The sequence below is a fragment of the Uliginosibacterium sp. 31-12 genome, assembly GCF_030548425.1.
GTDB lineage: Bacteria > Pseudomonadota > Gammaproteobacteria > Burkholderiales > Rhodocyclaceae > Uliginosibacterium > Uliginosibacterium aquaticum.
Window position 1 is genome coordinate 976,814 of sequence record NZ_JAUOOA010000001.1, and the last position, 16,121, is coordinate 992,934.

The following is a 16,121-nucleotide window of genomic DNA, read 5'->3' on the forward strand; positions in this document are numbered from 1 at the left end:
GCGGACCCACCAACGCACAGCCGTTATTCGGTCGCGGCGCCCGCCAGGATTAAAAGAGGCGTCTCCGTATATTCCGTCTTCGTCGTTTCCGAACAGCGCCCATGCGATCCATTTCGATGCGGTCATGCGCATAACGCGGGGCCTCCTTTGCGTGCAATTCAATCGCCCTGTAGCCGATTGATAACCTCGTTCAGCTTGGCGATGATGTCAGCGACAGAAGCATTCTCCGGGAGAGTCTTGATCTTGTTGCCGCGCGCACCAGTCATGTACTCAAAGTTTTGAGACAACACCTTGGCGCTTCGTTGAATGCTCTGCAGGTCACCGCCAGGCGCAGGGATTGCGGATAGTTTGCTCACGATATGCCCCTGAGCTCAGATGCGGTGCTGGCCAACGTCACGGAATACACGGGAACGTCAGCACTGATCGAAACCTCCACATCCCGCCCGACGTACCCTGACGGAAGCATCCTGGATTTTGCATTTTCGAAGCTGGCCGTCACGCGCGGCAGCCCCTCCGAGAAGAGCGTTACAGTAATAGCCCGTTCATCTGCCAAGGAAGGCAAAGCCTCGATCTGCGAACCTGCAATGGTGTAGCACCCGAGCAACCCCCCAACTTCGCCGCACCAGACGTCATCCAGGTAACCCGCATTTCTGGCTCTGACCTGTGCCACCTTTTCGTTATATTCATCGCTGTCTGACAGCGCAGCGAAATCAGCGTCGATCTGGATGGCTCCGAAGTTCGCAGGCCGAGGTAGCGAAAAAATCTTGCTGCGCCATTCCGCCCGAGTCTTGTTGATCGGGTGTGCGTCGAACTCGTAAATCTCTCCGGTCGAAGTGAGAAAGAAGTCCCCAAATGCGGCTATCGCGCCAACGTCCAGCTGCACAAGAGGCGGCGTATCGTTCGGCTGCAGGACCATTCCTCGGGTCTTATATGGCGTTTCCGAACGGTCCTCGTAGAACGCAAGGTAGCTTCCGTAGTACGACTTAGCCACAATCGATTCGGGCTCAAGAGCAGACCAGTCCTCGTAATCCAGCAAGGCTCGCGTAACCAGTGAATGCTGCCCTGAAGACGAAATGGCAGCTACGCCATCGCGCGCGGCGTAGAACACGTTGTAGCCATCCGAAACCACAGACATCGCCGATACGCAAGGCGACACGACGTCTATTTTCTCTTGAGACATCGAGGCCGGGTGAGTTCCGGAAATGATGAATGGCGTACTCTCGGTGAGAACTATCAGGGCAGCACCGGCCGGGGCGATCGAGACGATAGAAGCCGGGATCGTTTGCCTGTATCCGACTGGCCAGGCATGCGGATACCATGGTTCTGAAAACAGAATCTCGTTGCCACGAAACGCCGCCAGGACGCCGTTTGGCATCGCCACCAGACCCTGCATATCATCGGGTGGTTCGTGCCAGTCGTTCGACGGCAGTACAGTTGATTTGGGCGAGCTAAGATTGTCAGTAAAAGACGTCGTGCTGATCGGGATGTTTTCGGAGACCAACTGGTATTCGCCTGCAGATGTGGAGCGATAGACGCACCAGAACTCTGCGGTAGATCCAGTAGGGATAGCTCCGCGCGTGACGGTGACGCCACCGACTGCAGCAAGCGTGATCAGCGCAGCAGGACTCGGGCGACTCTCTTCGAGCACACCTGCACCGGCGGGGCCGAATCTCTCGATTAAGGTTGCCACATAGGCGTATGTTCCGACCGGCACAGATCCGGCTGCCGAAGCTAGCGTTGGCGCAGCAGTCAATGACTTTACGGCAAGCGTTTTCCAGTTTGCTCCTGGTGCGTGCGATGGGCTTGATATAGCGTAGGCATACCAAGTTTTCTTCGGCACTCCGTCTCCGGTGAAATAGATCCGGCCCTCACCATCCGTGTCTGCGATCGGCGATGCAGCAACGCTAACCCTACCGCTCCACGAAAGCCAGGCGCCGCGCAGTCTGAAGATGGTATGTGCATCATCAACAAGAGAAGCTGCGATTTTTAAAGGCGCTCTGAACGGCCGAATCTCACCAGACTGCAGCCTGCAATTGCGGGCAATCTGAGCCTGGTTATCCGCCAGCAATTTTGCGGACAGTCGCGGCGCAATTCCAGAGAAATTGGCGATCTTCAGTTTCATCGGTGACCGATCTGACCGGCGCTGCTTGTGGCCTGCCAGGCTGAGCTCAAAGCCTTCGCCGTCTCCTGTTGCCCGGCCACCATTTCATTGCGAAAGCTTTCAACAGCGGCCGATGTACCACGGGCGGCGCCTGCCGTCTCCACAAGAAGCACAGGTATCCACTTCATGGCGCAGCCCTTTTCGGGCTTCTCTTCGCCGGTGTTGGGGTTGCGGCCCTGGAGTTCGATCAGCCAAGCGCAGCGGTGGATTTTCCCGTCGCGGGCTTCTTCGCATTTATGACCAAGGGGGCACGAGAAGACGGTTTCAATTTGCATCGCTCGCTCCTGCCGTGGCGGCTTCGCGGGCGGCCTGGTCTTCGGCGGTCCAGGTTCCGTGCGCCTTCATCAACTCGACAGTGGCTTCCGTGAGCAGCGCATAGTTATCGATGACAGGGCGCATCGTGGCACCGGATTCGATGCGGAGCGTCCAGGCGCCGTCCGTGTAGCAGGGGTGCTTGCCCGCCGGGGCTTCAGGCGGCGCATCCAGAACGGTATTCGGAGGCAAATGAATATCCTCCTTGTCAAGATTGTTCGGGAATTCATAGGGGCCGATGTAGCGGCCGGTATCGGGCGCGTACTGGTAACCAACGACGGCTGTTTGTTGTTCGCTCACGGTCAGTCCTTCTCGCAGAGGATTAGGTCGATATAACGCGGCTGCCAGTTTGTCTGGCTAGAACCGTTGTCGGTGCTGCCGGAGTGCTTGTGGTTTGCACTCACCCCGCCGCTTCGGAAATAGTGGCTGTGGTCATTCGATGTGCCGGAGGTGCCGATGTATGTCACGTTGTCGACGGAAAAGTCGGAGGAGAGAGCCCCTCGATCGGTGTCACTCACTATCTCTGGGCGGTGGTATGAGTGGTAGTGATCAGCTGTTTGCCCGTTCGTGTACCCCTCGTGCGTGTGGTTCGTGTCTTCATATCCGGTGGTGAATCCGTGGGTGTGCGCGGGGACGACGTTATTCAGGATCGGGCTGTGGGTGCCTCCGATGCTGCCGCCGGCAGTTTTTACGACGCGCAGCATCCGGTTGTCGGCCGCGTCGGTGACTACCTGCGTCCAACCAGTAGGGGCCGACTCTTGAGCGAAGAACAAGCGTGTACCGCTCGCAAATGAATATTGCTCGGCCGCGTCTCGCAAGGTCTGGTGGGTGATTGAAAGAGACACTCGAGAGCCTGCCGGCCAAGATCGTGCAGTAGTCCCTTCTTGGCCGCGTGAAATCCCCGCCAATACGGTTGGGGATACCGCCGTAACCTTAATGATTTCTCGGTTTCCATCGCTATCCTGCAGGAGAGCGAAGAACCATTCTCCTGATCCGAGGTCAGGAAATGCAGCTCCCGACGTCCGCAGGTACGGGATAGATGTGTCTGTTGCGATAATGGACGCACTCAGAACACCCCAAGCGTTATTCTCTAGCTTGATTCCGGCCATTTAGGTCGCCTTTCTAGTGCCAGCCAACAGGTCTGCGAGAGCGCGCCCGGCCAAATCCGCTTGCACGATCGCTGATTGCCTGTCCGATGGCGGCCTCAAATTGGCCTTGGTACATCGCTGCCTTGGCCTCGTCTGTGTAGGGCTTCTTGGCTGACTTCATCAGCCGCGCGAGCGCACCTGCTGCGATGCCGTCGCGGTATCGCACGGCATACTCGTCCGGAATTCCGGTAGCTGAATCGGAAGGAATCACCGCCACGGATACCGTGATCGGTGCGCCGTCTTCAGATGGGATCGGGAAGAGCCGCACGCTTGCCGGCGAGAGCTGCAGCAAGTCCTTTGGATCGCCGGTTTGCGTCCTCCAATCCGTTCCGAAGCAGCGCTGCATGTCCTCGTCGGTCATGTAGATGTCCAGTCTTCCTGCGCTCATGATCTGAACTGGAGTCATGTCGATGCTTGGCGAAAGGCTGTATTCCGGCACGCCGGCCTGTGGCGTAATGGTCCTATCGGTCTTCCAAACCTTGGAGCGCGCGAAGAATTCCTGCGCCGCGCGACGGATGGCATGCTCCACCACGGGCAGCAGCGCCCCAGGCACTTCAGGCATCACGTCATTCAGCCAGCTCGACCAGATAGCCATTGATCAGCCTCCAGCAATCTGCGCCGCAAACGCGGAGAAGAACCCCGAGGCAAGCGCCTGGCTCGCCTCTTCTTCGTCAATCATGTTGCAGCGCGCGCAGACGTAATCCGCCAGCGGTTGCAAGAATTCGTCAGCCACCGGCAAGGAGTCGGCTATTTCGGCCACCCTTGCGGCAGCCGACCAGTTCCCGAAAAACGCATCCGGGCGGCGGACCTTCAGGATTGCAAGGCCCGCGTTCAGGTAAGGGAGGATGACCGCCGTTGAATCCCAACGATAAGGCGCGGTACGGTCATTCAGACCAATACGCGCAGCAGCCTCAACCTGTTGCCCGGTGATCGCCATCAGTCAGCAACCGTTTCGGCGATTGAGCGCAGCTTGTCGATACCTGTAGCCGGCGCGGGCGCCGTGCCAGTACGCTGCTTGATGAATTCGCGCAGAGACTTGGCGTCGGCCGTGGCGACGTCGAAGGCTTCAACGCCGTCAGGCAGCTTGCCTTCTTCGACTTCATCGACATCAACGGTCACTTCTTCCCATCCCGGGTCTTCGGTCTGCTTGATCGCCGTCTCGGCTTTCTCGTAGTCCTCGGCTTCGGCCGGAATGAATTGCTTGGTGCCCAGCAGATACTTGACGTGCTTGTCGTCCTGCACGTCACACACAGGCGGTTCGCCCTTGAACGTGTAGGCCTTGTCGGTATCGGGGATGCGGGCGATAACAGTGCCGTCAGCGCGCGGCGGAATGGTGGTCAGCAGCTTCATGCGCGTGTCCTTTTGCTTGAGAGTTGGAAAGACGGGGCCGAAACCCCGCCCTTTACTGCGTCAGCCGGCCAATCACACCGACTTGAGCCAGACGGTCAGACCGATCTTGGCGCCCACGCCACCGGTGCCAGCCGCAGTCGCCACCAGGGCAATCATGCGATCGGAACTGGCGGAGGCCATGCGAGCCAGAGCGGTTTGCTCGGCAGCCGACCCGGCGCTGTTGCGGGTGACAGCAGCAGCCTGCAGCGCGGTGGTCGCGCTCTTCCACTTGCCGCCATCGGCAGCGGCGGAGCTGATCGCAGTACCGGCAGCCGTCAGCAAGCCGAGGTCTGCAGCCAGCGTGGTGCCGGTGTCGCAGTCGTCGTTATCGAGCGCCCAATCGGTCACGACATAGCCGGCCGGCAGGGGCAGGAAGGCCAGCACATCACCAGAGGCGACGGCGGCGGCAAGAGCGATTTCTGCGCGGACGTGGCATTCCACGCCGCCAGAAGCATTGGTCGGCGCCTGAAGCTGACCGGAGGCATACAGGGAATTGATACGAGCCATGATTCTTTCTCCTTTGACGGCCCGCCGTGACGGGCCTTGTCCGGTCAGTGGTTAGACGGTGGCGGCCGCGGTATCCAGCGCCATGACGCCGAAGTCCTTGGTGGTGCCGTCTTCCATCGTGAAGGCGACCTTCTTCGTGCCGAAAATCGAGCTCGAGGAAATCACCACCTTGTCGCCGTTGTCGCGGGCTTCTTCGTACCAGTCGTAGCGCAGCGAAGTGCCCGGCGAGCCATAGGCCACCACACCGGCCTGAACGCCCATGAACAGGCCGCGAGCGCAATCCACTGCACTACCGGCGCCGCCCTTGAAGCGGATGACGTTGCGGTGCGAGTGCAACACGGTGTTGCGGTACATGCCCAGGCCGCCCTTGAACAGCGGAGAATTCTTGCCGTCCGCAGCTGCAGCAGCTTTTTGGATGTCCAGCCAGCCACCGGTGCCAGCATCGGTACGCAGCGCGTTTTCCTGCAGCGGCGAGAGTACGCAGACGAAATACTCTTCGCCTGCGATCTTGCACGGCTGCATGGTCGCCACATTGTCAGCACCACCGCCCTGCATAGCAGCCCGCGTTACTGCACGATCCAGCAGGCCCAGAGTCATCTTGTCCGTGGAGTCGATGTTGCTGGTTGCGGTAGCATCACCACCGAAAAGCTGATGCTCAGCATCCGGGGCGCGCAGCGCGTTGTTGGCGCGACCGGTATAGCCCTGGCGCACGATGAAGTTGCTATTCACCCCACGGATACCCGAGAGGTAGATGAACAGCAGTTCGTCATGCAGGCGGGCCCACCACGCGGCCTGCTGGCGCTTGGCGATCGCACGCAGGTCATGCAGCGTGCGCTTGCGGGTCATGCGACCACCGGTATTGGCGCCCACGCGAGCCTGATCGATGTAGATCTGGTCGGTGTAGAAGCGCTGGTTCTCTTCCTTGTTCTCGAGGATGTCTTCGCCCTCGACCGGTTCCATGCGGAGTTCGGCAACAAGGTCGTAGTTAATCACCTCGCCGGCGTCAGACGCCAGATCGGTATGCACCTGGATGGGGGTGGAGGATTCGCTGCCAGCACCCATGAACTTGCGATTGAAGAACGACTGGGCGCTGACATCGAATGCCAGCGCACCACTCCACCGTTTTACGGCTTTCGGGTCATTGACCCCGACGACAGTACGCGCCATTTGCGTTTCTCCTTGAAAGGTAACAATTCCTCTCAGGGCGCACTCCAGCGCACCACTGCGGTAAGGCCATTAACTCATACACGGCGCGAGGGCCGGCCCGTCTCCCTCGTCAGAATTGCTGGATTTTTCGATGGCCACATCACGAGGCGCATGCACGCGAAGGCGAGCAGTTCGCCCGCTTTTCTCGCACACTTCGATAGTGATCAGGCCGCCAGCGAGCTTGACGGACTCGCCGGCTTTCACATCAAGCGTCAGGCAGCTGGTTTCGCGTTCAGTCATTGATCAGCTCGCGAGGTAGCGTGCCCGCTGCTCGTCGGTCAGCTTAGCGAGCGCCTGTTCATACTTCTCGCCGCTGAGTTTGTCGATGTGTGCAAACTCACCACCGCCAACGTCGTCGGAATCGCTACTGCCCGGAAGGTCCCCGACCGTCTTGGGGATCGAATCCACCGGGGGCTTGCGGCTGCGATTGGCTTCTGCTGCCGGATCCGCCTTGGCTGCCTTCGGTGCAATTCCGCGCAGCGCCAGCACGCGCTTGTGGGCTTCGGCCAGGAAGAACTCGGCGTCACGCTCGGCGTTATCCGGGTCGTTGGCCAGCGCCTTAATCATGAAGTCCAGATCCTTCTGCAGCTTAGCGTCGGCGTTGTAGTCGATGCAGTCCGTGCTCTTGGCCTGCTTCATGAACTGGCGCACTTGGAACTGCCATTCCTGCGTCGCAGTTTGCTGCTGCTGATCCGCGTAGATGTGAGCCTTGAGCTCGGCTGCTCGGATCTGCTCCAGCTGATTGCTGACTGCACGGTCCTGGCTCTTGTATTCGTCGAACTCAATTTCGCCGTCGCGGAATTTGCGCTCCAGCTCGTCCTGCTTTGCCTGAAGATCGGATTTGATCTGCCCGACGTTGGCGGGCAGCTCGGCGCGCAGCACCGGGCGAAAGGTTTCGGAGGGCTCGGCAGGCGGCAGCTCATTCGATGCAGGCTGGGCGCCATCGTCGGATGCAGTTGCAGCGGTTGCGCTGGCTGAACCGTCGCCGCCATTGTCTTCGTCATTCTTATCGGCGGCATCATCCTTGCCGGCCAGCGCAGCCTTCACTTCGTCGTCGCTCAGATTCGCAACATCGGCAATGGCGGTCTGCATATCCGGGTCATCCAGACCCTCAAGGAACGCTTCGCGCTCGTCCTTGGTCATCGTGGCCAACAGGGATTCGTCGTACTCGGGTGTGCTCATGCTTCGTTCTCCTTGCCTTCCTGGGCGTCGGGTGTTGCGGGATTAAACGGGGCGTCTGCACGCTCGGCTTGCAGCGCTACGGACAATTGATTGATTCGGCCTTGCAGCTGCACCAGCCGCGCGTCGTGCTCGCGCTCCATTGCGGCAACTTTCAGGCTGGTTTCCTGCTCGATCAGCGCAATCTCCTTGCGCACGTCAGCGTCCTTCTTCACCTGCAGGATTCGAATGGCGTAATCGCGCTGGGTAGCCTGCAGCCGGCTCTGCAGATCCTCGATGGCCTTGTCAGCCTCGGCGCGAATTGCGGCAATCTCGCTGCCGTTCTGCCCGCCTGTGTCCTGCTCGGCCTTCGCGGCTTCTGCCATTACCTTGCGGGCCTCGCCTTGTGCTTTCTGCAGCAGCGCAATGTTTTGCTGGCGCTGCATTTCCATGGCTTCCTGCTTGGCCTGAGCGTCAGCCATGGCGGCCTGCTGCTCTTCCGGAGTCATCGGCTTGTTCGGGTCGCGCTCGCCGATCACCTTGCGCATTTCCTCAACGATCTGGTCTTTGTTTGCAAGATCGGAGAACTCCTGCGCGATGATGAAAAGCCGGATGGACATTTCAGGCGGTAGCTTGCTGGCCAGCTGCAGCAGGTTTTCGGCCATCACCTGGCGCATCGTTCCGGCGTAGTCCTGCTCGGCCACTACGAAATCACTCATGCTTGCTGAAATGTCGTTCAGGATGCGCACCGTGCCATCCGGATCAACGACAGGCTGATTCACGCGCAGCCATTCGATCTTGTCCTTTGCTCCCGTCAGGCGGACTACGCGCTCTTGCGTCATGAACTGCTCGGCCGTAGCGAGTTCTTTCTCTCCAGCCACCTGCGTTGCCAGGCGCAGATTGTCGAATGGCTGAGTATTGACCACGCTTCCCTGCATCTGGCGGGCCTTGATCGCCTCGCCGCTGGCCGCGTTGGTCTGGATTCCGCGGTTGTCGTCATTCACGCCACTGCTGCGCTGAATCTTCTGCGCGGCCATGGTCATCATCTGCACTTGGGCGTTCGCCATTTCAGAGTCGCGGCGGATCTGCACGCGGTTGGACTGAAGCGCACCGGCTTCGACTTCCATATCGCCGTCCGGACGCCCCAGCTCGTCCATGAAGCGGTTGATGTCTGGAATCGCCCCTTTCTCACGGAGCACCTGATTGGTGTTGAACAGGAACAGCGCCTTGCTGGCGCGCTTGTTCAGATCCTTCTGCACGTCGCGGATGCGGCGAATCACGCCATACGGCAGGCGATCACGCCCACGGCGGTAGCACCAGAGCGGCGTAAGGGTGTAGCGGTTGTGCCGGTAGATCGAAGGCGACAACGCCAGCAGGCCGGATTCCGTCATCACGGCGAAGTGGGTACGCATCACTACGCGATCGATGATGTCTGCGCGGTCCTGCATCGCCATGCGGATCAGCGCTTCATCGTTCGGGTGCGCCATCGCCCCTTTGAATGCGCCGGAAGCGATGATCTTGACCCTGGCCGGAACCTTGAACTGGCACTCGATCAGGCGAACCCTGCGCCGGCGCGTATCTTCTGTGCCGACGTAGTTGGAGCCACGCATCAGCGCGGAGCCTGTGTTGATAACCTGCGTCGGGCCCATGTTCAGCAGCTCTTCGTCGCTGAACGTGCGGTAGGCGTCGTGATCCTCCATGGCCTGCATGACCAGGTGCTGACGATCTTCGAACATCAGGGCGGCAACATCTTCATCCACCCAGCGCCAGCGGAACACATAGCGCGCATCGTTCAGGCTCAGGTCGTAGCTTCCTGCCGAGTCCCAAAGCACATTGCGCCAGTCCTCGTAGCGGGTATAGACGGTTTCCTGCGTCGGGTCATCGCGGGCGCCGGTATCGATCCAACCAATGCCGGCCTTCACGCAATCCTCAAACGCTTGCGATCGCACGAACTGCGTGCGATTCACGTCGGACAGGTATTTCAGCACCTTTGTCTTGATGTCTGCGGCCTGAACATCGTCCTCGGTGCGGGGCATCACACGCCAGTCGATGCGCGCCCGGCGCTCGGTTCCGATCAGCCAGTCGGCCACCGGGGCGACCTCGTTATAGACAAGCGGCAGCTGACCGCGGTCGATCAGGTCTTTCGCGTCCTCTTGATCCCACTGGATGTTGTCGTAGAAGTCGCAGTCCGTCGCCATTTCAAGGCGGTTCTCGGCCTGCCGGTCGCGCTCCATCAGCCACCATCCCAGCAGTTTCTTGTGCGTGGCGCGTGCCTCGTCGGTGTCCAGCGGATGCACCTGGCGCTCAAAGTCTGCCCGCTCGGCATCGATCAGGCCAGACAGGAAGGCATCGCCATCGGTGTAGCCGTTGCCGCGGCGGAAGTTTCCGACGCCGCTCATGCCGGCACCGCCTGGAACTCGTTAGCCTGGCCGCCGACCGTAATGTCCTGCGATCCGATGATTTCTCCATCGGCCTTCAGGTGCATTTCGCCGATGCGCTTCAGGTTCTTGACGGCTTCCTCCACCGCATCGGGCGGCTCGGGCGGCATCAGCACCAGATCACCCAAGCCCTCGTGGATGATCTTGGCGATGCTGAAGGCGGTCGTATGGCTCTCGCCAAAGCCCATGACCTCGCAAGCCTTGATCGCGGCCCGCATCAGGTAATGATCGTCGTCGTACAGGTAGGCGGCCGAATCCGCCACCACATACCAGCCCGCCTTGCGGAATGTCGGGATCAGGACCAGCGCGCGCTCGTCATTGACCCAGGTATAGACAGCGGTAATGTCGCCGTGCTGGCGGACCTGATGGGCTTTACGGGTGTCGATGCAAACGCTCATGCGTTGGCCCCTTGCGGAAAATTTCCGCCATCAGGCCATACACGGCGCGAGGAATGATCAGGCCGCCATGGCTGATCTGCCTCGGCGGCGCTGGCTGCTGGCCGGCGTGTGGCCTCCTGCCGGCAACAACTCCCAGGCCATGCCGAACTGCTGCATCGCATCCGAAGCGTTCGATGCGTCGTTATGCAAAGGCTCCTGCATCCAGCAACCGTTCGCCTTGTCCCACTTCCAGACGTAGTTATCCAGATGGGTGATGCCCTTGGCGCAGCGCTCGGCATCAAACCAGCAGCGGCGCAGCATCTTGCGGGTCTGCTCGATACTGCCGATCTTGGTCTGGCAGCGCGGCACAATGATGATGTCGCCAGCCGGCACGCCCAACTCGATCAGGCGCTCCTTGGGGCTCTTGCCGACCACGTTCTTGTATTCCGCATCATGCGGCAGCACCCACTTACCCAGCAGATAGCCGCGCTTGCGCACCTCGGTAACGTAGTGCTCCAGCCCATGCGCAAAGCCTTCCTCGTAGTCGAGGAGGCGATGATCGCCGCCCGGCGCGGATTGGTGGAACCAGATCGCGTTGATGTCGTTGTGGCCCAAGTCCCATATCGTATTGACCGGCTCGGGCAGCGGCGCAACCTGCGTGATTCGGTTGTTCGCGCGCAGGAACTGCATGGCTCGGCCGAAGATCTGTCCTTCTACTGCGACTTCGAAGGCTTCATCCGGAAAGCTCGGATGTTCTCGCTTCATCGCATCCTCTTTGCCGGCTGTGTCCAGCGTGGCTTTCGTCTTGGCGTACCAGGCGCGCTGCTGGGCATCCAGCACAATGCCGTGATCGGTGTATAGCTTCTTGAAGTACGCCTTGTTCTCGGCCGTAATCTCGACGCCTTCCGGGTCCATCCGGTTGCGGTCGTCCTCATGCCAGGCGAAGAAGTGAAAGCGGAAATCCAGCGCGGTCAATTTCGTACCCCTTTCAAGCAGCTTTCTGGCGTCTCCCACCAGCTTGAAGAAAACACCGTCCTTGCCCTCAGCCGTGCTTTCCACAAACAGGAAGCCCTCCTTATGCACGGTCGGGAAGGTGCCGGTCACGATTTCAACGGCGCGGTCGGGGAACTTGCGGGCGATCTTGCCCATTTCCGACACATGCACGAACTGATAGGTGCCAGAGCGCAGCGACGTTGCTACCTGCAGGCTTGAGCCGTTGGCCAGCACCAGCTCTGTCTTGCTGTCGGTCACCACAGGAACCGCGTCACGGATCGCCTGCGGCAAGCGGTTGTATGCAAACTTGATCTTTTCCCGGAACAGCTTGATCGCGTCCGGCATGGTCTGCAGGATGATCCCGGCGTTCGTGTTCGGGGTGAAGATGCACATATCCAGCATCATGATCTGGATCAGCGTGCTGAAACCCTGCTGCCGGCTCTTCAGGATGATGTTGCGCCGCCACAGCCTGGCCATCAGCCTGCGCTGCGAGCGGTTGAGCTGGAACTTTACCTCTCGCCCGTTCTCGTCCTTGATCCAGTAGAGATTGTTGAGCCGCCAGAGAGGATCGGACCACTGCGCCAGATTCAGGCGCGGATCAAGCGCTTCCGGCTCCATCGGGCTCGCTCACAATCGGGAAAGCAGGAGCACCCTCGCGGCCCCGGTGAATCTCGGTCAGCATCGCCGCCACTGCATCCACCTTCTGGCGGTTGTCCTTCTCGTAGCCGCCCAGGTGCTTCATCAGCTTGTCAAGTGCCGCGTTCTTGTCGGCAATCTTGTACTCGATGATGTCTGCCGTCTCGCCGTCCTCTCCACGAATGCGGCGAACCTTCACGCCAGAGATAGCCGCAGCGGTGTCGTCGTCAAGCTCATGGATCGGCTTCGGCGTGCCGTCCTCGTTGAGCAGCCGGCGCGGATCGAACAGCGCCAGGCGGCCAACTTCCTTTAGTGTTCGCGTCAGGTCGATCTGCGCTTCCTCGATTGCGGGTTTGCGCAGCTCATCAAGTCTTTGGACGATCTTTGGATTGGCTGCGAGCTTGCACGCCTCTTCGTTGATCTGCTTCGGCGTCATCTTCGTGCCAGGGAATGCGGCGCGATAGGCGTCAGACTTCGATACCTGACCTGAGAATAGAATCTGCGCGAAGTTCTCCTGCTTGGGAGTCAGCATGGATGTACGCCACTGGCCATCACAACCAGCTCGCCAATGAACGTGTTCACCAGCCTGGCGTGCAAGAGCTTCGCCCAATCCACCCCCTGCGCCGCCAGATAGTCCAGATCCGAACTGCGCGGGCAGCCGGCGCACTGAGCGTCGGCCGGGCGCTTGTCGTATCGGCAGGGCTTGCCGTGGGTGTAGGACTGGCAGGCGTAGGGAGTAACGGCGGTTCTTCGGCCCGGATCAAAGTTGGCGGCCGGGTTTATCTCGCTGAGAGGGTGTGCAAACTGCATGATCGGCATCCTTGCCTATTGGCATAAGCCATTAAGAAAACAGAAGTGCTGCAAACAGGAACCATCCCCACCCGCTGCGCCCCTTAATGGACAGCGCTCCAGCAATCCCAAGGCACACACAAATGGCGACGAACTGATATGCATTCACAGCGCTTCCTTTCGCTTGATGGTGGTTGCGGTCAGCCTGCAGGGTGGCATACACGGCGCGGGGGAAGCTGATACACAATCAGCCCTGTCTCTTCATTCTTTTTCGCATCCACCATCCCAAGAATGACCATGCTCTGCAAAAGCTCCAATGTTTGGGCCCATAAAGACCCTCCGTTGATCCCAGCACCAAGGAGCAAGGTGTCTCCGGTAATACTTTGAAGCCGCACAGGCCGGCGCCACTCCCTGCCTCGAAACCATGCATCGAACTCGCGCTCGCTGAAACTACCCCGCTTTCGCAGCAGTCTAATAAGCACGCTTTGCTCGCGGGAATAACTTGCGATTCCAGAAGCAAGGTTCATAAGTCGGTCAAGGTTGTTCATTTCGCCACCTCCAGTTTTCCAGCCATCACCAGCGCCCGCACGTCAGGTACTTCCCGGCTTTGCTCGGCGGGAGCCAGTATGATCTGCCGCAGACTGCGCAGCTGATTTCGATCAGCCTGACGTTTGGGTTGAACCTTTGTTGGTACCAGTCGCCTTTCACGCCGAAATCCTCAACCTTGAAATTGTAATAGCCAGCAGATCAAGCTCCGTCACACCGGCAAGCCGCAGCCTTGAACGATCCCCATGAACCCCCTGCGGCCCTTGATGGCACGCCTCGTGGCACAACGGGATCGTCAGGAAGTCGCTGTTCCGCTGCCCGGCGCCAGCGCCGTTCCGAATATGATGGACGTCGGTCTTCCCTGCTTGCGGAGTCCCGAGCAACTCGCACAGCACGCACGGCCTCGCCGCGATCAGCCCCATATGGCGAGCGCCGGCTGCACTTCCGTTTCTCTTCGGCTTGGCTGGCCTTGCTGTTGGCGCCTCGTCACCATGGCGCGGCACAATCTTTGACGGGCGGGCGGTGGAGCTCATGCTGCCTCCACAAACGGATGTTCAAACAATGCACGCGGGTTGATGGTCACCACCGTTTGCGCAACCTCCCGGTATTCCTTGCTCACGCTCAGGCAGCAAGCCAGCGCATCGTCGGTCAGCGCGATGCCGTTACACGCATCAAGGATGGCCTTGGCCACGTTATCCAGATCCGGCTTACCGGTCGGCATAACGCCACCGCGCAAGGCAAGGTCGCGCTTCTTCTTGCTCCAGCTCGCGGGCGGCGTGATGTAAATCTCGATCCACACCGACGCGGCCACATCCAGCGGTGGGCGCCCGTCCATCGCCTGCGAGGCGACCAGCTTCACCAGGCTTTCGTAGCTGGCGGTTTTCTCGGGCGTGTAGGCCTGCACGAACTTGCCGCGCCGCGCGAACTTCGGCCGGCCCTTGCCAACCGGCGCGCCGGGGATAGTGAATTTGATTTCCGTCATTCATCCACCCAGCTTTCAGCCATTTCCTCGACCTGCTCAGGGCTCACGCTCGGCCAGTAGCGGGACGCTACATATCGGCAGATGCCCTTCACGGATTCTCGGTACTCAGCTTCATCCATCGACTCAAACCCGAATGAGCGGGGAAGCTTCTGGATACACATTCCAAATCCCGGAACGCTAATACCAACTTCATCACAGGCCACTCCGGATTCGATCTGCAGCCGCTTCAGAGCCTTGTGAGAATCCATCCCAGCGAACGCCTCGACGTTCTCAGCAACCAGCCCACCAATACGGTGTGCCAGCCGGTTGAATCCTTGGCTGCGAAGCTTGAAAACCTCGGCCTGGATGATCTGGCCTGGCTTCAGGCTGCGCGCCCGTAGCTGCTCAGTCGCCATACGGTCAGCTGGAACAAGAGCTCCACGCTCAACGCGTAGATGGATCCGCTCACGCCTGCCCATTGCGAGCCTCCATGCTGATCCTATGCTCGCAATTCTCGTCAGGCGATCTGATGAATACCGAAACCAGTGGCCACACATGCGGTGGCCGATCTTTCTCGGGCAGATCCTTTCTCGACCGGCTGAACTCGCTGAACACCTGATAGCGCAAACACTCTGCGCGCAGCGAACATTGCCACGCGCCTCCGATTGGCTGGCCCGTGCAGCGGGATTGATCGTCTGCCAGCTTCATCGCATGCCCTTCACTGCCCGGCGGTTCTTTTGCTGGGCAGTCGTCGGCGTCCTGCAGCTAGTCAGGTGCCATCCGCTACAGAACTTGCACTGATAGGCCTTCATCGGCTTGTACCCGGGCCGGCGCCGGATCACGATGATCTGCTGCTCGGCCTGGGCATGGGAGTCGTAGCAGATCTTCCCGGTTTCGTCGCAGAGGTTCATGGTCAGCCCCCGGCGCGAGCACGAAAACCGGGCTGGCTGATCAGTCTCCAGCAGCGCCAGGCGTCGCGCGGATTGGTGGAAATCGTCTTGTGACGCCCGCAGTAGCACTCCCATCCGGCGCGCGTCCTGCGTAGGTGCGGCTTGATGTGCGGTTTCATGCGGCCTCCCTGTTCGCCTCGGCGTGCGCGGAGCGCTTCCAGTCGCCGGTCTTGTCGTATGCCCGGAAGTAGATGCTGGCTGACTGGCGCGGCCAGAAGTCGGCCGACGTTTCCACCAGCAAATCCAGGGCCCTGAGCTCATCACCGGTCGCGCCCAGCTTCTTCTTGTCGTCGTAGCGGTCGCGGATGTTGAGCAGCGCGGAGGATGCAAACTGGCAAACGTTCAGCGCGTTCGTGTCCGGCGCGTCTTTCACCGGGTCGTTGGCCGCAAACTGCATCATCATCAGGCACTCAAGCAGCATGTCGAAGTGGCAGGAGTCGGCCCAGCCGCTGCGGAACGCCAGCACGGCCGAATGCTCGGCCAGCAGCATTTCCTTGAGCTGGCTGCAGAACAGCAGGCTTGGTGGGGCCTTCTTCACAAACCGGGTTTC

The 16,121-nt window shown here is 60.1% G+C and carries 21 protein-coding genes; all 21 read right to left on the reverse strand.

Annotated elements, in window-relative coordinates; genetic code table 11:
- Positions 1 to 158 precede the first annotated feature (158 nt).
- Entirely contained in the window at positions 159 to 356 is a 198-nt protein-coding gene (locus Q3Y64_RS04665; RefSeq protein ID WP_303560276.1) for a hypothetical protein, read from the reverse strand.
- Positions 353 to 2,122, reverse strand: coding sequence for a hypothetical protein (locus tag Q3Y64_RS04670; RefSeq protein ID WP_303560277.1), 1,770 nt, complete (start codon positions 2,120 to 2,122; stop codon positions 353 to 355). The genes Q3Y64_RS04665 and Q3Y64_RS04670 overlap by 4 nt, the downstream gene beginning before the upstream one ends.
- Complete coding sequence (locus Q3Y64_RS04675) at positions 2,119 to 2,436, reverse strand: hypothetical protein (RefSeq protein WP_303560278.1); 318 nt, start codon at positions 2,434 to 2,436, stop codon at positions 2,119 to 2,121. Before Q3Y64_RS04675 ends, Q3Y64_RS04670 begins: the two co-directional genes overlap by 4 nt.
- Positions 2,426 to 2,773, reverse strand: coding sequence for a hypothetical protein (locus tag Q3Y64_RS04680; RefSeq protein ID WP_303560279.1), 348 nt, complete (start codon positions 2,771 to 2,773; stop codon positions 2,426 to 2,428). Before Q3Y64_RS04680 ends, Q3Y64_RS04675 begins: the two co-directional genes overlap by 11 nt.
- 2 nt (positions 2,774 to 2,775) lie before the next feature.
- Positions 2,776 to 3,582 carry a hypothetical protein gene (locus Q3Y64_RS04685; RefSeq protein WP_303560280.1) on the reverse strand — a complete coding sequence of 269 codons (807 nt, stop codon included), beginning with the start codon at positions 3,580 to 3,582 and terminating at the stop codon, positions 2,776 to 2,778.
- Positions 3,583 to 3,595: 13 nt separating this feature from the next.
- Positions 3,596 to 4,216: a hypothetical protein gene (locus Q3Y64_RS04690; protein WP_303560281.1), complete on the reverse strand. Its 621-nt coding sequence runs from the start codon at positions 4,214 to 4,216 to the stop codon at positions 3,596 to 3,598.
- Between the two features lie 3 nt (positions 4,217 to 4,219).
- The gene (locus Q3Y64_RS04695) at positions 4,220 to 4,558 is read right to left on the reverse strand and encodes a DUF6682 family protein (RefSeq protein WP_303560282.1); all 339 of its coding nucleotides are present in this window, start codon (positions 4,556 to 4,558) and stop codon (positions 4,220 to 4,222) included.
- Positions 4,558 to 4,971, reverse strand: a complete 414-nt coding sequence (locus tag Q3Y64_RS04700) for a hypothetical protein (RefSeq protein ID WP_303560283.1) — start codon at positions 4,969 to 4,971, stop codon at positions 4,558 to 4,560. The genes Q3Y64_RS04695 and Q3Y64_RS04700 overlap by 1 nt, the downstream gene beginning before the upstream one ends.
- A gap of 72 nt (positions 4,972 to 5,043) precedes the next feature.
- Positions 5,044 to 5,517: a hypothetical protein gene (locus Q3Y64_RS04705; protein ID WP_303560284.1), complete on the reverse strand. Its 474-nt coding sequence runs from the start codon at positions 5,515 to 5,517 to the stop codon at positions 5,044 to 5,046.
- 51 nt (positions 5,518 to 5,568) lie between these two features.
- Complete coding sequence (locus Q3Y64_RS04710; protein WP_303560285.1) at positions 5,569 to 6,684, reverse strand: N4-gp56 family major capsid protein; 1,116 nt, start codon at positions 6,682 to 6,684, stop codon at positions 5,569 to 5,571.
- A gap of 69 nt (positions 6,685 to 6,753) precedes the next feature.
- On the reverse strand, positions 6,754 to 6,963 hold the full coding sequence (locus Q3Y64_RS04715) for a carbon storage regulator (RefSeq protein WP_303560286.1): 210 nt from the start codon (positions 6,961 to 6,963) through the stop codon (positions 6,754 to 6,756).
- 3 nt (positions 6,964 to 6,966) lie between these two features.
- Positions 6,967 to 7,905, reverse strand: a complete 939-nt coding sequence (locus Q3Y64_RS04720; RefSeq protein ID WP_303560287.1) for a hypothetical protein — start codon at positions 7,903 to 7,905, stop codon at positions 6,967 to 6,969.
- Complete coding sequence (locus Q3Y64_RS04725) at positions 7,902 to 10,280, reverse strand: hypothetical protein (protein ID WP_303560288.1); 2,379 nt, start codon at positions 10,278 to 10,280, stop codon at positions 7,902 to 7,904. The genes Q3Y64_RS04720 and Q3Y64_RS04725 overlap by 4 nt, the downstream gene beginning before the upstream one ends.
- Entirely contained in the window at positions 10,277 to 10,717 is a 441-nt protein-coding gene (locus Q3Y64_RS04730) for a hypothetical protein (RefSeq protein WP_303560289.1), read from the reverse strand. The genes Q3Y64_RS04725 and Q3Y64_RS04730 overlap by 4 nt, the downstream gene beginning before the upstream one ends.
- Before the next feature lie 57 nt (positions 10,718 to 10,774).
- The gene (locus Q3Y64_RS04735; protein WP_303560290.1) at positions 10,775 to 12,307 is read right to left on the reverse strand and encodes a hypothetical protein; all 1,533 of its coding nucleotides are present in this window, start codon (positions 12,305 to 12,307) and stop codon (positions 10,775 to 10,777) included.
- Positions 12,288 to 12,857, reverse strand: a complete 570-nt coding sequence (locus Q3Y64_RS04740; RefSeq protein WP_303560291.1) for a terminase small subunit — start codon at positions 12,855 to 12,857, stop codon at positions 12,288 to 12,290. Before Q3Y64_RS04740 ends, Q3Y64_RS04735 begins: the two co-directional genes overlap by 20 nt.
- Complete coding sequence (locus tag Q3Y64_RS04745; RefSeq protein WP_303560292.1) at positions 12,851 to 13,135, reverse strand: hypothetical protein; 285 nt, start codon at positions 13,133 to 13,135, stop codon at positions 12,851 to 12,853. The genes Q3Y64_RS04740 and Q3Y64_RS04745 overlap by 7 nt, the downstream gene beginning before the upstream one ends.
- Positions 13,136 to 13,314: 179 nt before the next feature.
- The gene (locus Q3Y64_RS04750) at positions 13,315 to 13,662 is read right to left on the reverse strand and encodes a hypothetical protein (protein ID WP_303560293.1); all 348 of its coding nucleotides are present in this window, start codon (positions 13,660 to 13,662) and stop codon (positions 13,315 to 13,317) included.
- Positions 13,663 to 14,189: 527 nt separating this feature from the next.
- Positions 14,190 to 14,642, reverse strand: a complete 453-nt coding sequence (locus tag Q3Y64_RS04755; protein ID WP_303560294.1) for a RusA family crossover junction endodeoxyribonuclease — start codon at positions 14,640 to 14,642, stop codon at positions 14,190 to 14,192.
- Positions 14,639 to 15,037, reverse strand: a complete 399-nt coding sequence (locus Q3Y64_RS04760) for a hypothetical protein (protein WP_303560295.1) — start codon at positions 15,035 to 15,037, stop codon at positions 14,639 to 14,641. The genes Q3Y64_RS04755 and Q3Y64_RS04760 overlap by 4 nt, the downstream gene beginning before the upstream one ends.
- A 649-nt stretch (positions 15,038 to 15,686) precedes the next feature.
- Entirely contained in the window at positions 15,687 to 16,109 is a 423-nt protein-coding gene (locus Q3Y64_RS04765) for a hypothetical protein (protein ID WP_303560296.1), read from the reverse strand.
- Between the last annotated feature and the right edge of the window lie 12 nt (positions 16,110 to 16,121).